The sequence below is a fragment of the Thalassolituus sp. LLYu03 genome, assembly GCF_050507655.1.
GTDB lineage: Bacteria > Pseudomonadota > Gammaproteobacteria > Pseudomonadales > Oceanobacteraceae > Venatoribacter.
The window spans coordinates 1,793,070-1,816,009 of record NZ_CP191496.1; the positions used below are offsets into that span (position 1 = coordinate 1,793,070).

Annotated in this window: 15 protein-coding genes; 6 read left to right on the top strand and 9 right to left on the bottom strand. The window is 48.3% G+C overall.

All coding sequences use genetic code 11. The annotated features are described in order from the left end of the window. Positions 1 to 422 precede the first annotated feature (422 nt). The 3 genes from ACQUQU_RS08130 to ACQUQU_RS08140 all read left to right on the top strand — a co-directional run bounded on the left by ACQUQU_RS08130 (position 423) and on the right by ACQUQU_RS08140 (position 4,586). Positions 423 to 1,814: a tyrosine-type recombinase/integrase gene (locus ACQUQU_RS08130; RefSeq protein WP_430462744.1), complete on the top strand. Its 1,392-nt coding sequence runs from the start codon at positions 423 to 425 to the stop codon at positions 1,812 to 1,814. Between the two features lie 101 nt (positions 1,815 to 1,915). Then, positions 1,916 to 3,607, top strand: a complete 1,692-nt coding sequence (locus ACQUQU_RS08135) for a hypothetical protein (RefSeq protein ID WP_430462745.1) — start codon at positions 1,916 to 1,918, stop codon at positions 3,605 to 3,607. 1 nt (position 3,608) lies between these two features. Further along, on the top strand, positions 3,609 to 4,586 hold the full coding sequence (locus tag ACQUQU_RS08140) for a hypothetical protein (protein WP_430462746.1): 978 nt from the start codon (positions 3,609 to 3,611) through the stop codon (positions 4,584 to 4,586). Between the two features lie 64 nt (positions 4,587 to 4,650). On the opposite strand, the gene ACQUQU_RS08145 is transcribed toward ACQUQU_RS08140, so the two are convergent. The 8 genes from ACQUQU_RS08145 to ACQUQU_RS08180 all read right to left on the bottom strand — a co-directional run bounded on the left by ACQUQU_RS08145 (position 4,651) and on the right by ACQUQU_RS08180 (position 19,113). Then, positions 4,651 to 7,752 carry a type III restriction-modification system endonuclease gene (locus ACQUQU_RS08145; RefSeq protein WP_430462747.1) on the bottom strand — a complete coding sequence of 1,034 codons (3,102 nt, stop codon included), beginning with the start codon at positions 7,750 to 7,752 and terminating at the stop codon, positions 4,651 to 4,653. A gap of 15 nt (positions 7,753 to 7,767) precedes the next feature. Beyond that, complete coding sequence (locus ACQUQU_RS08150) at positions 7,768 to 9,822, bottom strand: site-specific DNA-methyltransferase (RefSeq protein WP_430462748.1); 2,055 nt, start codon at positions 9,820 to 9,822, stop codon at positions 7,768 to 7,770. Between the two features lie 87 nt (positions 9,823 to 9,909). Continuing rightward, positions 9,910 to 11,664, bottom strand: coding sequence for a hypothetical protein (locus tag ACQUQU_RS08155; protein WP_430462749.1), 1,755 nt, complete (start codon positions 11,662 to 11,664; stop codon positions 9,910 to 9,912). Positions 11,665 to 11,666: 2 nt separating this feature from the next. Continuing rightward, entirely contained in the window at positions 11,667 to 13,127 is a 1,461-nt protein-coding gene (locus ACQUQU_RS08160) for a hypothetical protein (RefSeq protein WP_430462750.1), read from the bottom strand. Continuing rightward, positions 13,124 to 13,819: a DUF4391 domain-containing protein gene (locus tag ACQUQU_RS08165; RefSeq protein WP_430462751.1), complete on the bottom strand. Its 696-nt coding sequence runs from the start codon at positions 13,817 to 13,819 to the stop codon at positions 13,124 to 13,126. Before ACQUQU_RS08165 ends, ACQUQU_RS08160 begins: the two co-directional genes overlap by 4 nt. Continuing rightward, positions 13,816 to 17,103: a helicase-related protein gene (locus tag ACQUQU_RS08170; protein ID WP_430462752.1), complete on the bottom strand. Its 3,288-nt coding sequence runs from the start codon at positions 17,101 to 17,103 to the stop codon at positions 13,816 to 13,818. The genes ACQUQU_RS08165 and ACQUQU_RS08170 overlap by 4 nt, the downstream gene beginning before the upstream one ends. 55 nt (positions 17,104 to 17,158) lie before the next feature. After that, positions 17,159 to 18,067: a restriction endonuclease gene (locus ACQUQU_RS08175; RefSeq protein WP_430462753.1), complete on the bottom strand. Its 909-nt coding sequence runs from the start codon at positions 18,065 to 18,067 to the stop codon at positions 17,159 to 17,161. A 359-nt stretch (positions 18,068 to 18,426) separates the two neighbouring features. Then, the gene (locus ACQUQU_RS08180; protein ID WP_430462754.1) at positions 18,427 to 19,113 is read right to left on the bottom strand and encodes an inovirus Gp2 family protein; all 687 of its coding nucleotides are present in this window, start codon (positions 19,111 to 19,113) and stop codon (positions 18,427 to 18,429) included. Between the two features lie 360 nt (positions 19,114 to 19,473). Between ACQUQU_RS08180 and ACQUQU_RS08185 the strand changes: the two genes are divergently transcribed. From ACQUQU_RS08185 to ACQUQU_RS08195, 3 genes are all read left to right on the top strand, one after another. Then, complete coding sequence (locus ACQUQU_RS08185) at positions 19,474 to 20,427, top strand: DUF932 domain-containing protein (protein WP_430462755.1); 954 nt, start codon at positions 19,474 to 19,476, stop codon at positions 20,425 to 20,427. An 87-nt stretch (positions 20,428 to 20,514) separates the two neighbouring features. Next, entirely contained in the window at positions 20,515 to 21,534 is a 1,020-nt protein-coding gene (locus ACQUQU_RS08190) for a YqaJ viral recombinase family protein (RefSeq protein WP_430462756.1), read from the top strand. 11 nt (positions 21,535 to 21,545) lie between these two features. Then, positions 21,546 to 22,463, top strand: a complete 918-nt coding sequence (locus ACQUQU_RS08195; protein WP_430462757.1) for a hydrolase or metal-binding protein — start codon at positions 21,546 to 21,548, stop codon at positions 22,461 to 22,463. Between the two features lie 55 nt (positions 22,464 to 22,518). Here ACQUQU_RS08195 and ACQUQU_RS08200 read toward each other — a convergent pair whose 3' ends face one another. Next, positions 22,519 to 22,719, bottom strand: coding sequence for an AlpA family transcriptional regulator (locus ACQUQU_RS08200; protein ID WP_430462758.1), 201 nt, complete (start codon positions 22,717 to 22,719; stop codon positions 22,519 to 22,521). Positions 22,720 to 22,940 lie beyond the last annotated feature (221 nt).

Sequence of the window (22,940 nt, forward strand, 5' to 3'; positions counted from 1 at the left end):
CAGCGAACCGGATGACGTTATGAACAATAACGCAGGCTGGCATGGGCGAATTGAACGAACGGCGTTTCATTGAATGGATCAGGAAAAGCGGATAGCGGGGAGCGGAACCCGGACAACCCAAACATGGGCTTGTGGTTCAGTGCGTAGATTGGTTTAAAAGGCGATTTTTAGTGCCACCAGAATGGCTTCTGGTGCAGCCACAACGGCTTAGATAAATGGTCGGGATGAGAGGATTTGAACCTCCTACCCCTTGCACCCCATACATTTATTAAATAGACCTCCACAGATTGTCATAGACGATGACGGAATCATAAACCCCAGATAGAATGGGCCTCAACGGCAAACTAACGTCCAGAACCATCCACCAACATCCGTCTATAGCTCCAATCTTTGGTGGGGCAAAAAGTGGGGCAAAATTTAAAGTGACAAAGCTAACCCAGAAGCAACTAGAAGCCCTGACCCCCGATGATGACAACAAAACCTTTCGGGAGGATAACGGGCTCGTTGCCAAAGTCCGCGTAGGTGTAAAAGGCGTTACCGTTCTATTCCGTTACGAATACAAATTCGAAGGCAGAAAGCGCGACATCCGGCTTGGTTCGTGGCCAAAGCTGGCACTTGCCCATATCCGCAAAGAACGTGACCAGGCTATGAACCTGGTGAAATCAAACATTGATCCCGCAACAGCAAAGAAAGCGTCCAAATATGAAGCCCAACGGTTACTTGAGAATGAGATTGCAACGCATTCAATAAAAACCCCTGAAGACCTGACATTTGACGATCTATTCAAAGAATGGTTAGAACATGGCGTTGCCAGGCAAGACAACAATGCGGCCTTAAAGCGCTCATTCTTGAAAGACGTTCTCCCCCCCCTGAAGGATGTCCGCATTCGCCACCTGACGGACCTGGATATCACCAAAGTCCTCAAAGCAGCAAAAGCCCGTGGCCTTAATCGTACGGTTGTCGTGCTCAATAATGACATAGCCCAGATGCTACGCTGGGCCGAAAAGCGCAAGCCCTGGCGGGCACTTCTCTCTGATGGCAACCCCTGCGAGCTCGTCAATCTGAAGATGATTCTGGATAAGGACTATCGGGAAGAACGGGACCGAACCCTGACTGATGAAGAGATCTCGGAGCTTCATCAACGCATTAAAAACATGGTTGAAACCTACGCAGCCCTTCCTGCGGGTCAAAAATACACTGGCTCCAGACCTCTGGATGCAAAATCCACTTGTGCCATCTGGATCTGCCTGGGCACCCTGTGCCGTATTGGTGAGCTGCTGCAGTCTAAATGGGCTCATATCGACTTCGAAAAGCGCATCTGGCATATACCAGCTGAAAACACCAAAGCACATGCCGGACGATCACAAGACCATACGGTTTACCTTTCTGATTTTGTTCTTGGTCAATTCAAAGAGCTGAAGCAGTTAACCGGGGACTGCGAATACGCTTTTCCATCGAAAGACAAACAGACTCACGTCTGCCTTAAGACAGTTTCGAAACAAATTGGAGACAGACAGATAAAGTACAAGAATCGATCAGGCCCCATGAGCAATCGCACGCATGACGACTCCTTGGTGCTGACTAACGGAGAAGAAAGAGAATGGACGCCACACGATCTGCGACGCACAGGAGCAACCATCATGCAACGCTTAGGAATACCATTAGACATCATTGATCGCTGTCAGAATCATGTTCTGCAGGGCTCAAAGGTAAGACGCCATTACCTGCATTACGACTATGCAAAGGAAAAGGCAGAGGCTTGGGAGTTGCTGGGTAAGCACATTGAAATTTGTCGCAATAATCCAGTCAGATAACGGAACTGACGCTGGATAGCTAAAGCACTTGGGGGCCACCTACTCTTCTGCTAATGTGTCGCTGACATATTTATGGATAGCTGCCAATCAGGGAGAACAGGATGGTAGGCACTAAAGAAGAGTCTTTGCTCACATTCGTTGAATTTGATGTTCTAGAAAGAGAACTCGCCCGCCTGGACGAACTCGGCACGATTAAACTTGAAGCCGAGCATGGGCTATCGGAAGCCCTATCCGACCTCGAAGGATTCAAGAATCAAATAGCTGATCTGGAAGGTTCGTCCTTGATTGAAGCCTGCAAAGACAGCGCAATCAATTCAATATCAAGCCAATTCGGCCTCGCCAGTTTGTTTATTACTGCTAAGGATGGCGGTAGCGTAACGACCACTCATAACTTTGAAAAGGGCATCACCTCAAGTGAGGCGGATCATGCAAAGTATGATCAATTCATAGCGAACAACGATGGCAGTCGCCCCTGGAAAGAAGTCAGGGATGAAATAAGGTACGACAAACCCCTGCCAGGTCAGAGAAAGGCTACATTCAAAACTCAAGAAACAATCCAGGACGCCTATACAGGAAAAACTCTTCCTAAAGATGGACGTGCACACATCGATCACATTGTGTCAGCCAAAGAGATTGAGTCGAAAGCAAAAGCACATTTACACATGACCCCAGAACAACGGGCAAAGATGGCAACGGACGATGCCAACCTCGCTTTCACAGACGCCAGCCTGAATCAATCCAAAGGCTCGCAAAAGATGGCAGACTGGTTAGATCAACCCGACAAAAAGACTGGCACAACCAAAGGTAAACGATTCGAAGTCGATCGTGAGAAAGCCCTTGAACTTGACCGAATCGCCAGAGAGCACATCGAATCGAAACTCAACAAAGAAGCAATAAAGAAATATTCTATTGAGCTCGCCCAAAGCGGGGCAGCAGATGCAGCAAGAATGGCAGCATACTCCGCACTTGGTGTTATCCTGAGAGAGTTTACACACGAATTCTTTGTTGCCATCAAGGAAGCATTCAAGAACCGGAAAACGATGTCCCTACGTGAGATATTTGCCTCATTCAAAGAAAGAATGTCCAGGGTCATTCAAAAGCTCAAAGAAAACTGGAAGGACATATTTACCGGCTCAATTGAAGCCGGAATGACTGCCTTTTTCTCGAACCTCCTTGTGTTTTCAATCAATCTCTTCGCAACAACCCTTAAGAAATTTGTAAGCATGATCCGTGCAGGATTCGTCTCTTTAGTCCAGGCCATAAAAATCATTGCCAACCCACCACCGGGATTATCGAAAGAGGAAGCGCGATATCAGGCTGTAAAAATCATGACGGCCGGAATTATTGGCGCAGCCTCTCTTGGACTTAGTGCTGCTATCGAAAAATTTCTGCAAGCCATTCCAGGACTTCAGCCCCTGATGATGTTTCCTGTACCAATCCCAGGCGAGCCACGCACGGTTAGCGACATTATCGCAGTCACGCTATCATCCATTCTCGGTGGTGTTCTGACCACCCTAGTAATATACCTTATGGATAGCTTCAGAAATCAATCTAAAAAAGACAAGTTACACATCCAGCTAGTATATCAAAGCGGCGTTGTCGTTGAATACTCAACCATGCTCAGCTGGATATCGATGGGTGATGCATTCAAGGCCTTCTTCAAAGATGCTGAAGAGCAAGCAGCATTAGTCCATGAAACCCGCCTCATCATGCAGGAGTCAAATTCTGAAGTTAAGAAAAGTGTCTATTCATACAAGCTAGCCATAGAGAAAATGAAAAGCAGAAGGAATTGAAATGAGTACAACAACAAAAGTTATGACTAATGAATCTTCAAAAGTGGCAACCAAGAAAGTTTCTAAAGACACAGCAGAAGATGTGCTTAAAGAAATTTCCACCATTAATTTTGAAGTTCTCAGGAAAGATGAGCTTGATACCTACGGAGAGAAGGTGGCGACCGCTATCATGGAGAAGATCCATGAATCCAGCGAAAGAATCGCTACCGCCAAAAGAAAATCCAAAGACGCCGAAAAAATGGAAATCAATTTTCTTGGTTTCGGTACATCGAAGAAAGCAGAAGCCACCTCTGAAGCACTAGTAGCAACTAACGAAGCTGTTCATGAAATGAACGAGCTTATGCGCGCACTTATTGTTTACACCCAGCTCAACGGAAAACTTTCGAAAGCAATGAACAGCGCCATGGCCAGAATGATGGCAGAAGGCTTCAAAAATCACGGCGGCGACATCGTCGAGCTTAACAAAAACGGTGAAGAGTTCGCCCAGATTGTGATGCAGGAAGCCGAAGACTTCGCGAACAAGCAGCTTCAGATTGAGTTACTGCAACAAAAACACTCTGACGAACTAAGAAGTGTAGACCAGGGAAGCAAACAACGAGCACAAGAAATTGAGAATAAGATCCATATTCTTAAGCAGAAAACAGAAGATCACGTCGTAGAAATACGCTCAGAGCTAAGTTCGAAAATCGACTCATCAATGAGCCGAAGTGACGAGAATGATGCTCTACACCAGCGTCTCATTGACGATCTTCAGAAGACAACCGAGACAATAAATAGGGAAAGCGTCGAGCAAGACAAGATACATACAAATCAAATTCTTGCTTTAAACAAAGAGCTGAAAAAGCAAAAAGTAATAATTGAAGAACTTCAGAAGCATGCCGAGGCCTCTGCTCTTCATCGATACTTGGCAATAGGCTCTTTGATTGTCTCTTTAGCAGCGATCGCATGCTCAGCTTGGCTTTACTCAACGATTCAATAGAATCGCAAATATCGATCTGGTTACAGTAGCCCGGGGCCGGGCTACTTTCACACCCACACGATTACTACCTTACAACTTCCATCAACTTCCCAAAACTATCTACCACGTCGTACTTCACGTTTTCGGGTGCGTACTTCTTGTTGATGGCGTCAAAGAACTTACGGGCGCAGCTAATTTTATAGTGCTCAATTCCACGCAGCTCCATGGACGACATGGAGCCCTTGGTTTCAGCAACGAAGTAAACGTGCTTCACCGCGCCCTCTTTAAACGAAATAGCCCAGTCCGGGTTGTAATCGCCTACCGGTGTCGGGATCAGAAAACCGCGTGGCAACTTGGCGTACACAACGACTTCAGCGCTGGCCTCTAACGCCTCTGCCAAATCACGCTCCGGCTTCGAGCCTGAATCAGGCAGCACGAAGTCATAGATGTGGTGTTTGGGCGTCTTGACCGCATTACTGAAGTCCTGCCTGGTCTGCCCGGCCGTGAAGATGTCCAGATCGAACTTATCCTCGACCGGATCGTAGGCAAGGTGCTCGATGATGACGGTGGCCTTTTGCTCGTTAATCAGGCGAATCGCCTCGGCAATGAAGCTTTCCGGGTTGGTTTTGAACTGTGCAAATACCGCTGCGTTTAAACCACGCAGAATTTCAGCCACGGTGCGGCGGGTCAGCAGTGTGCCTTCAGCAACCTTGCCGATCAGGTCGTACTTAACCATTGAATGAGCCGAATACTGGTTCTTCTCAATCACGGTTTCCTTCACGGTAAAGGCATTACCCGACTTCAGATCGTCGTAGGTGGCCTCAGCAGCCTGTTCACCGGTTTGTACCGTGAATTGCAGTGATGTCACCCGCAAGCCATTGTCTTTGTCGTTCAAGGCGGCTACCGATTTCTGAATCAGCTCGGCATCATCAAACTGAACGCTGTAAGCGGCTTTGCGATTAATACGCTGCCACAGCTCCTTAAATTCTCGCTTCTCGAAGTTGGCATTGAGCGGGTTCTTCTTGGGCCTGCGGTCGTCGCCAATTTCGGGCAACTGGCTCTCACTGAAGACACTTTCAATCAGCTTGAACACCTGCTCAGCGTGCGGCGCTAACTCGGCGGGCAATGCAGCCAGCGCGCCGTCTTTCTTGGCCTCGTGATACGCGCTGGTAATGCGATCTGCGTCGTCGGTGTAGTCGTGCTTAAGCAGGTACTTGTAGATCTGCTTAGCGAGCTGAGGTGTGACCTCGACATCACCAGACTCCGTCTTCAACACCTTGCCGGTAAAGTAAGCCTCATCCGCCACGCGAGGACGCGCTGACAGCGAATCGCTAATGTCTTTCTGCAACGCAGTCACGAACTCCTTGAAGCTTTCGCTCGCCACCACAGTCAGCACGTTAATTTCATGCACAGTAGCAGGGTGATCCATCCGCTCGCCGAGCTTATTCACGGCAATACGCAGACCACGACCAACCTCTTGTCGGCGCGTGACCACGTTGTTGTAGTCGGGATGCTTCAAGAAACAGATCACGAAGACATTGGGGTTATCCCAGCCTTCACGCAGCGCCGAGTGGGAAAAGATAAAACGCACGGGTTCATCAAGCGATAACAGGCGTTCTTTGTTCTTCAGAATCAGGTCGTAGGCATCTACGTCATTCGACTGACCGGCGTTTTCACCACGCTTCTCCACATCGGGATCTTTCAGCTTCTTGGTCTTTTTATCGATCGAGAAGTAACCACTGTGCGTGTCTGTCACAGCAATACTTTTCAGGTAACGGATATAGGGTGTCTCCACCAGATCCATCACTTCGTTCAGGTACAGCTGATACTCCTCTTCAAACACGCGGGCGTATTCGCCCTTTTCGTCTTTAGCACTGTAATCGCGGTATTTCACTACCTCATCAATGAAGAACAACGACAGCACCTTAATGCCCTGCTGAAACAGCGCCTGCTCTTTGTCGAAATGAGCTTTAATGGCCTCCCGAATCTGAATGCGGCGCAAGGCGGCCTCGCTCACATCCCCTATCGCCTCACCTACGCTCAGCTCTACGCCATTGGTAAAACTGATGGTATCGGTAACGGCATTGATGTCGGCCACCACAAAGCCAACGCGATACTGGTCGAGCTCATTCGACAACACGAACAGGTTGTCGCCTTTCTTGATCTTACGCAGCACCCGCTTAATGTCACCGCTGGCCAGCTTTTGTTCCAGCTCCACACGGGCTTCAGGGGGCTTCTTGCTGGAAATCTCGACGGATTGCAAATACAGGTAGGCATTGGTGCCCGCAAGCCCCTTGGTAGCGATACCGCGCACGGCAATTTTCTTTACCAGCTTTTGGTTGTAGGCATCCAACGCATCCAGACGGTGAATCTTGTTGTGGGTGGTCTTATGGGTGGCTGAATAACGCAGCACCATCAACGGCTTGAAATTCACTAAGGAATCCAGCGTTTTACCACCTTCCATCTTCTGCGGTTCGTCCAGAATCAGAATGGGCCGGTTAGCGCTGATAACATCGATGGGCTTACGCGACTGAAAGTCGTCCAGCTCTTCATAAATACGGCGGTTGTCTTTACCCGTCGCATTAAACGCCTGTACGTTAATTACCATCACGTTAATGCCGGCATCCGACGAAAAGCTTTCCAGATGGTGCAGCTGCTTGGAGTTGTAAATAAAGAAACGGGCTTTTTTCTGATAGGTTTCCAGAAAATGCTCGGCGGTAATCTCCAGCGATTTAGCCACCCCTTCACGGATGGCAATGCTGGGCACCACGATGATGAACTTACTCCAGCCATACAGCTTGTTCAGTTCAAAAATGGTCTTAATGTAGCAGTAGGTTTTACCCGTACCGGTTTCCATCTCGATATCAAGGTTAATCTTACTGACCTTGGTTTTAACCAAGTCGGCAGATTCTGGCAGGTTCTGCAAGCGCTGCAGCTGTTGAATGTTATCCAGCAATGCGGTTTCACTCAGTGTCACATCCGCGTTACGGAAAGCAGCTTCAAAGTCGGACACTGATTCTTCTTCCAACACTAACGAAGCCTGCGGGCTGGCCGGCGCAGCTTTAGCCGCCCCTGTATCCAGCCGATAGCGAACACCACCGTGCTGCGGTGTTTGCCCGGCAAAGCAATCCACCACGGCTTTTACAGCTTTGCTCTGATAGTCCTGTACTTTAAATTTAAGCTTCATACTCAGCACCCTTACTTAAATGCACTTCACTTCTGTAATGGGTGACAGCAGCTTAAAGATTTGCTCCACATTGATTTTTACCGAGCTGTCTTTAAAGCCAGCATCGCGGAAAACCACGCGCAGCGGCTCATGTTTGGCCAGTTCTTTAACAAAGGCTTCATCAATGCTGCCTGAAGCATCGAAGCAGGCAACCAGAGAATTGCCATCGACTAAAAACACATCCTTGCCTTGAATGGACTGTTTGCTGATAGGCAGCGCCAGATCAACGCCCCAGTCCAGCATTACGTGGAACAGGAGGTCTTCAGCTGTACGCTCGGGCTTGATATTGTCGACGAACAGATCAAGCTCGGTGTTATTAAGCGAATCTGGTGAGTAATAAACGTCGGCCATGTTGGACGTGTCTACTTTGAGAACACGGAAACCGGTATCTCTACTCCAACCTTTGGCAGATCCTTCTTCTAAAATTTTTTTACCTGCTAAACGAATACGCTCTTTTGATATTTCAGTCAACAAGTGCGGCTTTTTAATTGAATCACATATAGAAATAGCACTCTTTATTGTTTGCTTTTCTTGGACAGATACTGCTTTTTCAAGATTTTCATCAAGGGACTCAGGAAGCTGAACCATTATGAATTTTCGATTAGCACCATCTTCTGCGTTCAGTCTCATCACTGCGTCTGCGGTTGTAGATGAACCAGAGAAAAAATCAAGAACAATGAAGTCTTCACTTTTGAATAGTGAAACTAATATTTTTATAAAACCAATATTTTTCGGAGAGGAAAACGGAGTATCCGAAATATTAAAGAGTTTCTTAATGTATGTACCAGCACCTGTTGTTGTCAGCTCCATACTGTACTTTTGTTTTACACCCTGCACTATGGCTTCATACTCACGATTTGTAAGTTGACTCTTAATTCTTATTGTGTCACTGAAATTTTTCTCATAAATTTTGTCACTGGAGAACTCAAGTGCCCGATTCTGAAAAAGCTCGTAAAACTTACCCTCAGAATATGTATTCTCAATCAAGCAACCACAGTAGTGTGAGAAATATTTAGTATAACCATCGTCAATTAGCTGACTATCAGTTTCTCCAAATTCTTCTTTTTTAATTACCAATCCCCTGTCGCTTGAACGATAATAGACTGAATAATTTTTCTCCGATTCAATTTTAGAGACCGGAGTGTTGAAGCTATTCTCACCAACCAAAACTCTCTTCCCACTCCCATGAACAAAGTTCCCGTCTTCATCAATAGTCATGTCGGTTGATTTTTTCGGAATATTTTCGACAAAAAAAGTGTCGTTTTTACTTTTTGCATAAATCATGCAATACTCTGAACTAACAGATATAAATGCCGAGTTTTTACGTCCTTTTGGATTATTCTCAACAGAAAGAATCCCAACGAAATTATGAGCGCCGTAAATCTCATCACAAACCCTCTTTAAATTTGCTACTTCGTTATCATCAATACTGATAAAAATAACACCATCATCACGTAACAAATTACGCGCCAATTTTAAACGCGGATATATCATACTCAGCCAGTCGGAATGGAAACGTCCATTGGATTCAGCGTTTGAAACCAATCGATTATCTTGTTCATCCTTCTGGTTGGATTTTTTTAGAAATTCTTCTGTGGTTTCTGAAAAATCGTCCTCATAAATAAAATCTTTTCCAGTGTTGTACGGTGGATCGATGTAGATCATCTTGACCCTGCCGAGGTAGGTCTCCTGCAACAACTTCAACGCTTCCAGGTTGTCACCTTCAATAAAGAGGTTCTTGGTGGTGTCGAAATCCACACTCTCTTCACGACATGGGCGCAGCGTCTTAGCAATCGGTGCATTAGCTGCGAGCAAGGCTTCGCGTTTACCCGGCCAGTTCAGGTGGTAGCGCTCCTGCGGGCCTTCAACAATGGATTCTGAAAGCTCCTGACGCAGTTGATCAAAATCTACGGCCAGCTTGACGCTGCCATCTTCGCCTTTGGCTTCAGTCACGCAGCCCGGAAATAAATCACGGATACGGGCGATGTTCTCTTGCGTGAGATTTGGGGAATGCATTTTCAGTTTTTTCATAGCTCTCTCTGTCACCACGAGTACAAAAGGTTCTCATGGTCTTTGTTCATTGTTTCTTACTCAACACAATTCAGGCTGAGGTATATATTAAGACCCCGTAAATGAGGGACTCCACTTGTATTCACCCAGTCCAATGCCGGTCGACTTTAATGGCCCAAGGGAGCTGATTGTATACTTCCGCGCTCCACCCAAGGAGACTGCCACGCGCAGGTAATGATCTTCCAGATCAGGGTAGTCTTCCTGTAACCAAGCTGGAAATACCTGTGAAGGCGCGACAGGTATTTCAACACCATTTACTGTCACTGCCCTCTCAGCCAGCCTTCTGACCATAGGCAAGGTCGCGCCACCACCAGTCAACACAAGTGTTAAGTTTCTACGTGGGTTCGCTTTTACCCAATCAATCCAGCTGGGATCAGCGGATTCCAGTATATCAATCATCGTAGAACGCAATGACTCTTCAAAAAGCTGAACGGCCGGGTGCTGTAAAAATTCTTCAAGAGGGATATCAACGTGTTCCCCAGTGTAAAGTGTCACAAAAGCCGCTTCATTCGGACCAAATAGTGACTCTTTATAATCACGAATATCCCTCTTCAGGGCATGCAAAATATTAAGATACTTAGGATGAGAGGAGTCGACACCGGACTTTTGGATGATCAAACCCAAGAGGATATGATCCAAGTGATTTCCCGCTTCTGTTATACCACGAGCAGTACCCTCAACCTCTCCGGCCCCTGTGCCTGTGACCACTTCATTATCTTCAACCGCCACATTCAGGCGATACAGACTAAAGTCACTGGTACCAGCTCCGACATCCACAACCAGGGCCAGAGAATCCAGCGGCTTCTTCCAGCTTAGTAGAGAACCTGCTACACCAAGAGGCTCAGTTATACTGCCATCGATGAATGGATATATACGCTTCTCAGTCCGGAGTAACTGCAGTGCTTTCAAGAAGCGAGCAAGAGAGAGGCCTTGATGTATCTCATCTCCAAATGTATCAGAAAGCACCTGTGCTTCCCCCAACATGGTCTTTAACTTTTCCTCAACCCGGCGTGCATTAGCACGAGGAAAACATGGCATAGCAAAGCGCCTGTTGAAGTTACAAGAAATATCCATGCCATTCATTCCACTGGTCAGCGCCTGATTAATGGTCCAGGTAAAGAACGTCAGATAGGCAAGTACAATTTGCTCATATGTCAATTCATGAGAAGTTGGATTAAAGGCAGACGGCAAGGGCGATTCTAAATTGTCCTCAGACAATGCTCGCTTTATGTTGTCGATTCTTTCATGGCCATCTTCAGGAGCCAGCTGAGCTTGCTGAACAGCATTGTGGCCGAACCAAAGTTTACCCTCCGCATCGATATATACCGATGAAACCAACATATATTCATCAACGCCTTCCTGATCGCCCGGAATGCCTAGTTCCAGAACTTCGATAAACTCAAGATCGTCGTCATTCTCATCACGGACAAACGTAGCCTTGGACATTGCCGTTCCAAAATCCATACATACGCGGTAATTTGAATCACGATGAGGCAAAGATACAGACGACAGATTGAGTTCAATCTTTTCATCATTTTCGGAATCGTGATTTGAGACTAGCGGTGCTTGCGATTCATTGGAGTTATCTATCGGATCTGCTGGTGATGGTGAACCACTAGACCCACTATCAGTGGCGCCAACACTTCCTCTATCGTCATTCAGCACATTTGCGGAGACTACATAGCGAAGCGCTTCGATTTCTTTGGGCGTAATACTTCCCAGTATTCGATACTTTCCATCGTCCCCTTCTTCAATCCGGTCAAGAAGGTTCTCAAGGAGAATTTTCGCTTTATTAATATCCATATCTATTCCTCAGCCTCAACGCGTGGTTTGACCAGTGTTTTCTTTTTACCGCCAAATTCCTTCAAGATGCCGTCCCGGACAACTTTCACTCTCCGAATACCAGAACGGTGCCCGCCCTCCATCTCATGCTCGATAGGGTTGTATTCGACGACAGTTTCCAATAAATCGGTCTTACTTAGCTTTCTCATCCTGGCTAACCGCTCAGCTACCTGAGCAATGCTTTCGTAGCCATTTGCTGCGCGCCTGACCGTTGCCGCTTGTATCGGATCAAAGGTTTCGAGGACTGGTACAACCGCACGGTTCAGCTTATTCATGTTAATTCGATTGGCATCGAGCTGGATGAGTAATTCACCAATCTGATGATCTTCAGTATTGCCAAGCTTGTGCTCAGCAGCTCGTGCACTCTCTGAGACGCGACCAACTTTCAACCAATAATCAGCAACTTCTGGGTCAACATCCGACACACCTGCAAAGTGTTTCTTCAGGGCAACTCCAATTTTCTGGGTGGATGGCCAAGCAGCTTCCATAACACGCAAGAGCTCACGGTCTGTACGATTCTGACGCGCTAGCACCAATGCGGTTTCCAATAGATTCAGTCTTACCTTTTGCATAGCGTTGGAATGATCAAGAAATCTTGTCCATTCACCCAATGTGAGAAACTTTTTACCGTCCTGAAGCAATAAATATGTCTCGGCTTGCAAGGCGTAGGAAAACCGAAGCTCAATAATCCTTACCAAGATACTTACAGAGTCGTTAAGACATGCATTCAATGACTCTTCGGTTGCGGAAGAGTCCTTCGAGCTTCTGAGCAATCCTATTACGCAACGGCTTAGTTCAAGCCCTGGTTCAGTGCCCACATCGCCGTCATAACTACGGATGACATCTGCGACAGACTCCAGAATCCGGCGAACTTTGTTGAGCCTGATTTCCTGCTTATCGTCAGTCTTTAACGAAAGCTCGGCACTGCTAATCAGTTTCAGAAAGGCTGCCAGGTCAGAGGACCTGGCCAACAAGGCTCTAATAAGTTCCTTACGAGCGTTATTAGCAGAATCAATAGCCAGAACTTCTCTGAGGCAATAGCCTTGCCACCAGTTAGTCTCAACATGATTCAAAAACTTAGCGGCATAATCCTTCTCATCACCATCTGACAGTGAATCAATAGGATCGGGCTCTTGAGTAAACAACTTACCAGAGCTTTGAAAAACAATAGATTCGCGGCCTCTCGCTACTGCAGCCAGCCTCCCCAGCATTGCAGATGCATAGAGTTCTTGCTTTTGGTCACGTTTAACAAGCTTCAATACCCGACTAATCACCAGCTCCAGATTATCGCCTTTCAGCCACTCCTGGATCTGCTTCTTACTCATCGCTTCTGTCAGCAGCGCATTCAAAGACTGAAGGTCTTCAGCTTCATTTATCTGCACTTGGATATCTTTCTGAATTTCCAACTCTTCAGTCTCATTCATTCATCACCACCTAATTGACAGAGCTCTTCCTTTAACGCCTTCAAATGGCTATTTATCTCAACCTTGCGGTTAAACTGCTTCTCTTTTTCAAGCTTCTTTTTCAATTTTTCTATCTGCAGAGCTGCCGCATTGACTGCACTGTAGCGCTCAACCAGCGGTTGCAGAGTTTCATTCTGCCGGGGCGTCAGCGGTATCAGTTGCTTTAACAAAGCTGCATACAAGCTGCCCAGGTCAAGCGCTGCGGGAAGCGGGTTGCGTTCCGTCGTAGTTGGTTGCCAGTTGCCCCAAAAATACTCACTGGTTACCCAACGCCCGCTATCGGCTTCGCTGGGGCGCTTGTAAGTGGCAACCATGCGTACCTTGCCCTGGTATTCCAGCTCGAACAAAAGCGGGAATTGTACTGCATCATCGATGCACTGCAGTACCGCTTCGTCCAGTTCCGGGCCTTTCAGAGTAATTCGGAATACCTGAATCTCTGGCACACCGGGCTTTGCCGGTAGGTTGATGGTTTCGGGGGCCAGCTTGTATTGCCAGACAATCTGCTCTACCTGTTCAACAAACCGCTCTTTCAGGCGGGTTTTGACTGCGCCATGCTCGTAAATTTTGTTTTTGGGCAGCACGCGGCCAAATTCTGCCTGCCTGGGGTAGCTGACCAGCGGGTTCCGTTCTGAAGGGCTGATTATATTGCTCATGCCTCCTCCTGAATCACCAGAAAGGAGATCAGCTCGAAGTCATCCAGCCCCTTGATGGTGTTGGTCAGTGCAGTGGTTTTGCCGCCGCTGAACAGGCTGTCTAAGTCCTTTTCTTCTTTCGCGTCGATCATAGAGCGAATGGACTGATTCAACAGGCCAGAGTAGCGCTGCATGGAGCGGCCATCCTGAGTTTCCTGATTGAAGCGATGGAAGGCATCGGGTATCGGTTCGGTTTTGCCTTTACAGCCGGTTCTGACCAGATCCAGCAGGCGTTTTACTTCGGTGTGGTCGTGAATTACCTGACCATCGAGGCCAATGTAAACCAGATAGTAAGGGTGCAGCCGGTTGTGCTGATTGATGTTTACTTCCGGATTACGGTTACGCAGGGTGAAGATTGCGCCCGGATGCAGCCCCAGTGCCGGGTACGCGAGTACGACGGCGTGCATGCCACTGGGTAAATGGCTGGGTTCGCCGTGGGCTTTAACGTAATTCAGCAAGTCCATGCGGAAGTCGTTCAGGCCCAGGTCGGTAATGGATACGCCGGTTTTCAGGTCTTCCAGTTCAATCACTTCTTCCTGCAAGCGGCGTAGCTGTTCTTTGCGGTAGCTAACGTCGTTAGCCTGTGCCGACAGTACGTTGTCGTCACCGGTGGCGGTTACGTCGGCAATCATCATGCGGCTTTCTACCCGCTCTTTCAGGTTGATGTACTCATCCAGTGAAATATCGGGCCAGTAGTTCACCAGCTGGATGCTGGCATTGGGTGAACCAATACGGTCTACCCGGCCAAAACGCTGAATAATGCGCACCGGGTTCCAGTGAATGTCGTAGTTAATCAGGTAGTCGCAATCCTGCAGGTTCTGGCCTTCGGATATGCAGTCGGTGCCGATGAGCAAATCGATTTCTGCGGGTTCCTCCGGCAGTACCAGATGCTTTTCTTTTGATCGCGGCGAGAACAGCGTCAGCAGCTCCTGGAAGTCGTAGCCTTTGCGTTTGTGGGCAGCACGCAAGGTAGACTGAGGCGCAGCACTGCCGGTTACTTTGGCACTATGGAGCCCCAGCTCGGCTTGCAATACAGGGGCAAGGTTGTCGTACAGGTAGTCGGCTGTGTCGGAAAAAGCGGTAAAAATCAAAACCTTTTTGTTACCTGGGTTAATGGGGTTCTGTATTTTGTTCAGTATCTGCTGCTTCAGGTGCTGCAGTTTGGAATCGTCTGCCGGTGTTACCTTCTGCATATCGGCCAGTAATGCGTCGATGATGCTCAGGTCGCCTCTCAGATCTTGTTCCCAGCTTGGCAGATCCATGTCGGCCAGTTTGATCTTGATGGTTTTGCCGATTTCCAGATCGTGAAAGGACGGAATGCCGTCTTCCTCAGCTTCGATTGAATCCAGGGCATCGGCAAAACTGTCCACTTCCGTGAAGCCATCGCGGTTATAAAACTCAGCAATCGTCGCTAATAAATTTTGGTGGTTGTCTTTCAAAGCCTGCAGGGTGCTGCGGAATGAATATACCGAGCTTTCCAGACGCTTCAGCAGGTTGGTGGTCATTAAGGCGACCAGGCTTTTTTCACGGTCGGCCTGCCGCAGTTTCCCTTTGCCGCCTTCCACCTGAGTATCGTAAAGCTCTTCGTACTTTTTCAGCCGGCTGGGCAGTATGTAACTAATGGGCGCGTATACCGACAGCTTCAACAGCGACAGTTGTTCAAATATCTCATTAAAGTTCTGAACATCTCTGCGGTTGGTTAAGGGAGAATGGAACGACAGCGGCTTTCTGCGTACCGGAAAATGGCCAATGTCGCTGGTATCGTAGAAGGTCTGGATATGTTTGCGGGAACGGGCAATGGTTACGCTATCCAGCATTTCGAAGAAGTCGAATTCCAGTGCATCCAGAATGGCACGAGCAGTACGGCTTTCTGGTGGCAGTTTCGACCAGTTGTTAAAGGCCGCCTGCGCATTGCGGAAAATCTCTTCAATACCCTTCTCTGTCTTCAGCTTCTTACTCAGGTTGCTGGAGTCGCCTTCATAGGCCAGCGCGAGCTGGTTGCGCAGATCGTTGAAACGGTTGTTGACCGGCGTTGCCGACAACATCAGCACCTTGGTTTTAACCCCTTCCCGAATCACCTTGTTCATCAGCTTTTGATAGCGGGTTTCTTTCTCTTTGTAGGCGTCGTTGTTGCGGAAGTTGTGCGATTCATCGATTACGACTAAATCGTAGTTACCCCAGTTGACGCGATTTAATGGCATGCCAAATGACTCACCGCTGGTGCGGCTGAGATCGGTATGACACAGCACGTCGTAGTTAAACCGGTCTTTGGCGAAGATATTGGTCTTTAAGTTGCGGTTGTAGTTGAGCCAGTTATCGGCCAGCTTCTTAGGGCACAAAACCAACACCGATTTATTGCGCAGCTCGTAATACTTAACCACTGCCAGGGCGGTAAAGGTTTTACCCAAGCCCACACTGTCGGCAAGAATGCAGCCACTGTAGGTTTCCAGTTTGTTGATGATGCCGTTAGCAGCATCCTTCTGGTAGTTGAACAATTTTTGCCAGATAAGCGTGTTCTGATAGCCGGTACGGTCGTTGGGCAGTACGTCTTCGTCGATGTCATCCAGAAATTCATTGAAGATGTTGTAGAGCATCAGAAAGTACAGGCTTTCCGGTGAGTTTTCCTGATACACCGAAGCAATGTGTTCGCACAGCTGGGCGGTAACGTCCTCCAGCTTTTCCGGATCATTCCAGATCTGATTAAACAGGGTCAGGTAATTGGATGTGAACGCTGGCTCACTGAACTTATTCACGAAGTTAGAAACGGCGTTGCCCTGCTGATACCCAAGATCGACGGCAGTAAAGCCGTGCAAGGGCATATAGGCGGAGTCACCGGCATTGGTTTCAACACAGGCAAATTGCTGCATGGGCGCTTTGCTGCGATTACTGCGGAATGTTGCTTTGCGCTGAATCCATTGCGCACATTCACGGGCGATTGCACGCTGAGTGAGCTTATTACGCAGCTGAATTTCAAACTCGCTGCCGTAAAGGCTCCGCTCACGATCCAATTTTGGAATGTGAAACTCGCGCCGTTCTTTGCGGATTTTATCGGAGACTTCGTTGGCTACGAAGGTAGGCGACGTGAAGATAAAGTTCAGCTCGTCTATTTTTTCGAGTTCTGAACGCAGTGCTTCGAACGCATACATAGAGAAACAGGATGCCGCTATTTTCAGCTTGGCACCTGGCTTCAGTGTTTTCTTCAGGTCATCACCCAGAAGGTGGCTGATGTTATCAATCAGTTCCACTAACGGTTTCTCCGGTCTTGTTCTTGTGTTCGGATTACTCTGTCATGCTCGCTGTTCAGTCTTCAAAATAATCCGAATCGATCGACTTAATCAGATAGCTTTCTTTCACGCTCACACCCAGGTTGTAGCGGATCATTAGCTCTGCGAGCTGCATGCCATCAATCAGCACGACCCGTTTTTCAATCATGCTTACATAGTCGATAGCATCACGGCTGAAGCGACTGGTGGTAATGAATACGCCTTTTCGGGCACGTTTCATCTCCAATGCACCCACAAATGCCTGTACCTCCGGTCGCCCTACGCTGTTGTCGGTGTAGCGCTTGGCTTGCAGGTAGATGGTATCCAGGCCTAACGGGTCTTCGTTGATGATGCCGTCGATGCCGCCATCGTTAGTGTATTGGGTGGCCTGCCCTGCCTTGTCGCTCCAGCCGCCATACCCCATGGCGAGCATCAGATCGACAATCAGTCTTTCGAAAAAAGCTGGCGTCTGGCTTTTCACCAGTTCCAGTACATCATCCCTCAATGTTCGCTGAAGCTGCTCATGTGCCTGCTCCAACCTCTCGGTAGGATCAAGGCCCGAATCCGTCACAACGGCTGTCGCAGAGGATGTATCAGCGTATTCCCCGTAGCTACTTTGAATGAACGCTGGAAACCGCTTCAGATATGTATTGTCGACACGATCAGGGCAATCTATCAGGGCCTGCTTTCCAGCAGGCGTTATTCGGCTAACTCCACGCTGCAGACTCTCAATCAATCCAGCCTTTCGTAAATAGGTAGTACTCCAGGCAACCCTGTTGTACATGAGAGTGCTTCGATTACTGGGTGTCATTTGACGACGTTCCTGGTCAGAGAGGCTGAACTCATCGCTCAGCTCTTCGACCAGTTTACGAAGCCCCATACTTTCCTTGCCACTAAGGGCAACCAGCACAGGTCGCATCAGCGTTTGATAGTCGGGGATTGGCATTCCTTATCCTTGAACCAAAGCCCTTGCTCTATGGGGCTTTTTTACTGAGTCTTTTATCGTTTTATACCTGCTTGGTAACGACAGAACAAGCTTCCCACCGACCTCGGGAAGGTAAACTGTACCCATGAACTTCGAACCGTTCAGCACGAGAAGTACCGCGCCGACCAAGCATATAGCTAAAATGAATAACAAATAAGTATCCAATAGTACAATCAAATCACCCGCACCGACGGGCAATTTAAGCAGCTATTATGCCGCTACCAAATCCGTCAACCAGGGCAGTCAAAATGAATAATTTTTGCCATGAGTGCTAACCTAAGCCGCCATACAGGAAATCTCATTAAGGCAAAAATCCAGCATCAACTTCGACTACTACCAAACCATTGGCTACTGTCATCGAACCACTTAGTGGATGACTTAGCCAAGTAGCTCAATCTATAGAACACATCGGCATACTGCTCCCGGTTATTCTTTGACACGTAATACATGGCATTGTCAGGTACATAGACAGATCCGTACACCTCGTAATCAGAATACCCAAGGCATCTCGCCCAGGCCTGCTCGACCATGTAAACAATCGGATCTTCACCACCATGATATTCCAACAGCTGATCATACATTGATTGATTCAATATCAGGACACAGTGGAAGTGGCACCTGAGCCCTCGCCCACTCCTTTCCTTACACCAAATATAATCTGGATTGTGATTTTGAATATTAATACCTTCTCTTTGCATTCGACTAACACATGCTTTCAACTGAGACTTAAATGATTCCCAGAATCTGGTAATTACACCTCCACCCACCTCAAGAAGGTCCTCATCATCAAACCATCTAGGAAAGCGGAGATCGAATCTAAGAACAACAATCTCAGAGTGATTATTTATTGACCTATCCAGCCTATTTAAGATCCGATCAAGATATTGAGTAATGTTCGGCCCTTTATGATGTTGGACATTAAGGCCAGAATACTGCCAATAGCGACTGACGGTAAGGTTAGGATTTTTTTTAAGTGTTCTGTATGACTGCTCACGATACTTCGACATGGTGCATCACTCTCCATTGGGTACAGATCATTGATGCTTAATGTAAATTTTTATTTGTTATATAAACTTATAAAGAAGGAAGACCTTATATCTCCAACCAATTAACTTAAAAAGCCACCACACCTGCGTTACTTTATTTAATAACTTAACTTAATTCATAAAAAATCACTCTGATAAAATATTTCAAAAAATGACCTTTCCTTCAGTTACAACATCCATCCCAGGATATTTAAAACATATATCATTTAGAAAAAGGGGTTTAAATCGGCGATTCAAAAAAAAATGAGACATATATCAGTTACATGAGATAGGCAAACGTATCTCTTCGTTGAATCCATTCATAAGTAACGAGGTAAACATATGTCACATTTAGTCGAAAGCATGGCCTATACCGGCGCAACGCCTTGGCATGGCCTGGGCAACGCATTAACCCCAAACCAACCTTTGGATATATGGGCACAACAGGCGGGCATGAACTGGGAGATCAAGGAATCTCCAATTCAGTTTATTGCCCATGAAAACCCGATTATGGGTGAGTTGAAGGAATACTCCGAAGGCAAGGTGCTGTATCGCTCTGACACTAATGAAGGGCTTTCTGTGGTCGGCAATCGCTATAAGGTTGTTCAGCCCCAGGAGATCCTGGAGTTTTACCGCGACCTGACGGAATACGCTGGTTTTGAGCTGGAAACCGCAGGCGTTCTGAAAGGTGGCCGCAAGCTCTGGGCCTTAGCCAGAACGGGGCAAACCGGCGTATTGAAGGGCAATGATGAAAGTCACGGCTATGTACTACTGGCAACCGCTTGTGATGGCAGTATGGCGACCACAGCGCAGTTCACCAGCATCCGGGTGGTGTGCAACAACACCCTGGCGGTTGCATTGCAGGGTCAGGCACCCAGCTGCGTCAAGGTTCGCCACAGCACGATCTTTGATGCCGACAAAGTAAAACGTGAAATGGGGATTTCAGTGTCCAGCTGGAGTCAGTTCATGGATCAGATGAAGGCTCTCAGCGAACGTAAGATTAAGGACAAAGAAGCCGAGCACTTCATCAGCCAGGTATTCGCTCAACCCGGTGCGCAGAATGCCAACTCTAAGGCTATGAACCGAGTGCAGGAGTTGTTCAACGGTCACGCCTATGGGGCGCATTTACCGTCATCCAAAGGCACTGCCTATGGGCTGTTAAATGCTGTGACCGAATACATTGACCATGAGCGCCGGGCTCGCACCAGCGATTACCGGCTCGATTCTGCCTGGTTTGGTCAGGGTGCGTCGATTAAGCAAAATGCACTGGATACCGCGCTGGCTCTTGTCGCCTAAGTTTGCGCCTTCACCCTACTTTCACATTCAACGTTATAGCCCCTGCATGCTTCGGTGTGCAGGGGCTTTTTTATTTGAGGTTTTTCTATGAATCATCAAAACGCCATTCAAACCAACAAGCGCCCAACGGCCATTCGCCTGGTATCCACGAAGGATATGTCACGCCAGGAATGGTTGACGGTACGCAACCAGGGTATCGGTGCCAGCGATGCCGCCGCTGCCATTGGCATCAGCCCTTATCAATCACGCCTTGAGCTCTGGATGATTAAGACAGGCCGAATGTCATCCGAGTTAACCAACGCACCGGACGATCTGGATTCACCCATGTATTGGGGCAACGTGCTGGAACCCATCGTCGCGGAGCATTACAGCCGCAAGACCGGACTTAAGGTCCGGCGGGTTAATTCTGTACTGCAACATCCTGATCCGGATAAAGCCTGGATGCTCGCCAATCTCGACTACGCCGTGGTCGGTAGTGACGATGTTCAGATTCTTGAGTGTAAGACTGCTGGTGAATATGGAGCCCGCCTGTGGCAAGACGGCGTTCCTGATTATTACCAGTGTCAGGTACAGCATCAGCTGGCCATTACCGGCAAGCAGGTAGCCGATGTTGCTGTGCTGATCTGCGGTCAGGAGTTCCGGATTTATCGCATTGAGCGGGATGACGAGTTAATCCGGGAGCTGATCGAGCTTGAACGTGAGTTTTGGCAGTTCGTGGAAACGGATACCCCACCGCCCAGTGATGGTTCCGAGTCTGCGGATAAAGCGCTGCGGGCGCTGTATCCGAAGGATAACGGTATAGCGATCGATCTGTCGGACGACGACAACTTCAACCAGGTATTTCATGAACTGACCGAACTGCGCACAGCAGCTCAGGAACTCTCACTTAAGGAGTCTGAGTTAAAGCAGCAGATTCAGCAGCGTATGGGGGATGCCTCGGTGGCGCAGTTTGCCAGTGGTCGCATCAGCTGGAAGAAAAGCAAAGACAGCGTATCACTAGATACCCAATCCCTTCTGAAAGCCCAACCCGACTTACTGCAACAGTACCCACAGGTGCGTCAGGGCAGTCGTCGGTTTTTGATCCAATCCACCAGCCTTGAAGGCTAAGGAGCACCATCATGATTAAAGGTCTTGCGATTACACCGCCCATTGTTGGGCGCATCAGCATTGGCCGCGTTGTTGAACGCAACGGTCAGCGCCTGCCTGCCAAGGATGATCAGTTCACCCTCACCGGCCAGGTACAAACCAAGGATGGCTGGGTACTACACCCACTGGACGAACAGCTGCGCAAGGAACAGGACACCGACAAGCTACGCCGAATTCCGGTGCGATTGCCGTTTTCCTGTGCGGATCTGAACCTGCGAGCGGAGTATTCCATGTTTGACCGGCAGACCGGGCGACCTGTCTGCGTGGGTGATGGAGCAACCTGCCGGAGAATAACTGCCGAAGGTCTGCAGGAACTGGAATGCCCTGGCAGTGGTTTATGTGAGTTCGGGAAGAATGGTCAGTGCAAGCTGTACGGGCGCATGACGGTTCAGGTAGGTGACGACAACCAGGATCTGAGCTGCTTCATTCTGCGCACCACCAGCTTCAACACCATTCGCTCGCTGTTTGCGCGGATGCTGTATTACAGCGCAGTATCCGGCGGCCTGCTTCACTGCATGCCACTGCAACTGAAACTGCGGGGCAAAAGCACCACCATGAGCCACAGAACCGCTATCTATTATGTGGATCTGGAACTGATGGATGGCTTAAGCCTGACGGATGCAGTTACCCAAGCGAAGATCACTCAGGCGGAGCGTGAGTCTGCCGGCATTGATCAGGATGCCCTGGATAACGTCGCCAGCCTGGGCTTTGCCAATGGGCAGTTTGAGTACAGTGAGGAAGAGCTGCCGGAAATTCTGGAAGAGTTCTACCCTGCTACCTCCGACGATACCTTACAAACCGCCGAGCCGGATGTTCGACAACAGAAGGTTCACAAACTGAAATCACGCCTGAAACCCACCGCCGCTGCTCGCGGTACGCTTCAGGCATAAACAACTCAGACGTACACAGCATAAACAGCGCAGCTTCGGCTGCGCTGTTTATTTTTTATGCGGTCAAGGCAACGCCTTCGTCACGTTCAGTAATCTTGCTCAGCATCCACTCTTCAACTTCAGCCTCAACCCAGGCAACGGACTTCCCTCCCAGGGAGACGCTTGCCGGGAAGTTACTTTCAGAGATCAGTTTGTAAACGGTAGATCGGGCCAGGCCAGTTTTGGCCATGACTTCAGTGAGACGGATGAATTTCATTTTTTGCAGCTCCTGTAATTTGCTCACAGGATCTGGCGGGCGTGTATGAAATTATCTGCCCCTTCTTGTAGAGGGAAGACTCATATAGAGCCGGTAAAGCATTCCTTGATAGCTTTTAACGAAGCCCTGCGACATCGGGCAAAACTGCCAGCTCTTGACACCCGCATGTGCAATAAATATGCACTCCGCCTGCTCTGGCACAAGAATCCAGTCCGACATGG

Bases quoted from the DNA above. Each gene is read 5' to 3' on its own strand.
- ACQUQU_RS08160 (WP_430462750.1), bottom strand. From the start codon at position 13,127: ATGAATGAGACTGAAGAGTTGGAAATTCAGAAAGATATCCAAGTGCAG.
- ACQUQU_RS08195 (WP_430462757.1), top strand. From the start codon at position 21,546: ATGATTAAAGGTCTTGCGATTACACCGCCCATTGTTGGGCGCATCAGC.
- ACQUQU_RS08180 (WP_430462754.1), bottom strand. From the start codon at position 19,113: ATGTCGAAGTATCGTGAGCAGTCATACAGAACACTTAAAAAAAATCCT.
- ACQUQU_RS08175 (WP_430462753.1), bottom strand. From the start codon at position 18,067: ATGCCAATCCCCGACTATCAAACGCTGATGCGACCTGTGCTGGTTGCC.
- ACQUQU_RS08200 (WP_430462758.1), bottom strand. From the start codon at position 22,719: ATGAAATTCATCCGTCTCACTGAAGTCATGGCCAAAACTGGCCTGGCC.
- ACQUQU_RS08155 (WP_430462749.1), bottom strand. From the start codon at position 11,664: ATGGATATTAATAAAGCGAAAATTCTCCTTGAGAACCTTCTTGACCGG.
- ACQUQU_RS08135 (WP_430462745.1), top strand. From the start codon at position 1,916: ATGGTAGGCACTAAAGAAGAGTCTTTGCTCACATTCGTTGAATTTGAT.
- ACQUQU_RS08185 (WP_430462755.1), top strand. From the start codon at position 19,474: ATGTCACATTTAGTCGAAAGCATGGCCTATACCGGCGCAACGCCTTGG.
- ACQUQU_RS08145 (WP_430462747.1), bottom strand. From the start codon at position 7,752: ATGAAGCTTAAATTTAAAGTACAGGACTATCAGAGCAAAGCTGTAAAA.
- ACQUQU_RS08190 (WP_430462756.1), top strand. From the start codon at position 20,515: ATGAATCATCAAAACGCCATTCAAACCAACAAGCGCCCAACGGCCATT.
- ACQUQU_RS08150 (WP_430462748.1), bottom strand. From the start codon at position 9,822: ATGAAAAAACTGAAAATGCATTCCCCAAATCTCACGCAAGAGAACATC.
- ACQUQU_RS08165 (WP_430462751.1), bottom strand. From the start codon at position 13,819: ATGAGCAATATAATCAGCCCTTCAGAACGGAACCCGCTGGTCAGCTAC.
- ACQUQU_RS08140 (WP_430462746.1), top strand. From the start codon at position 3,609: ATGAGTACAACAACAAAAGTTATGACTAATGAATCTTCAAAAGTGGCA.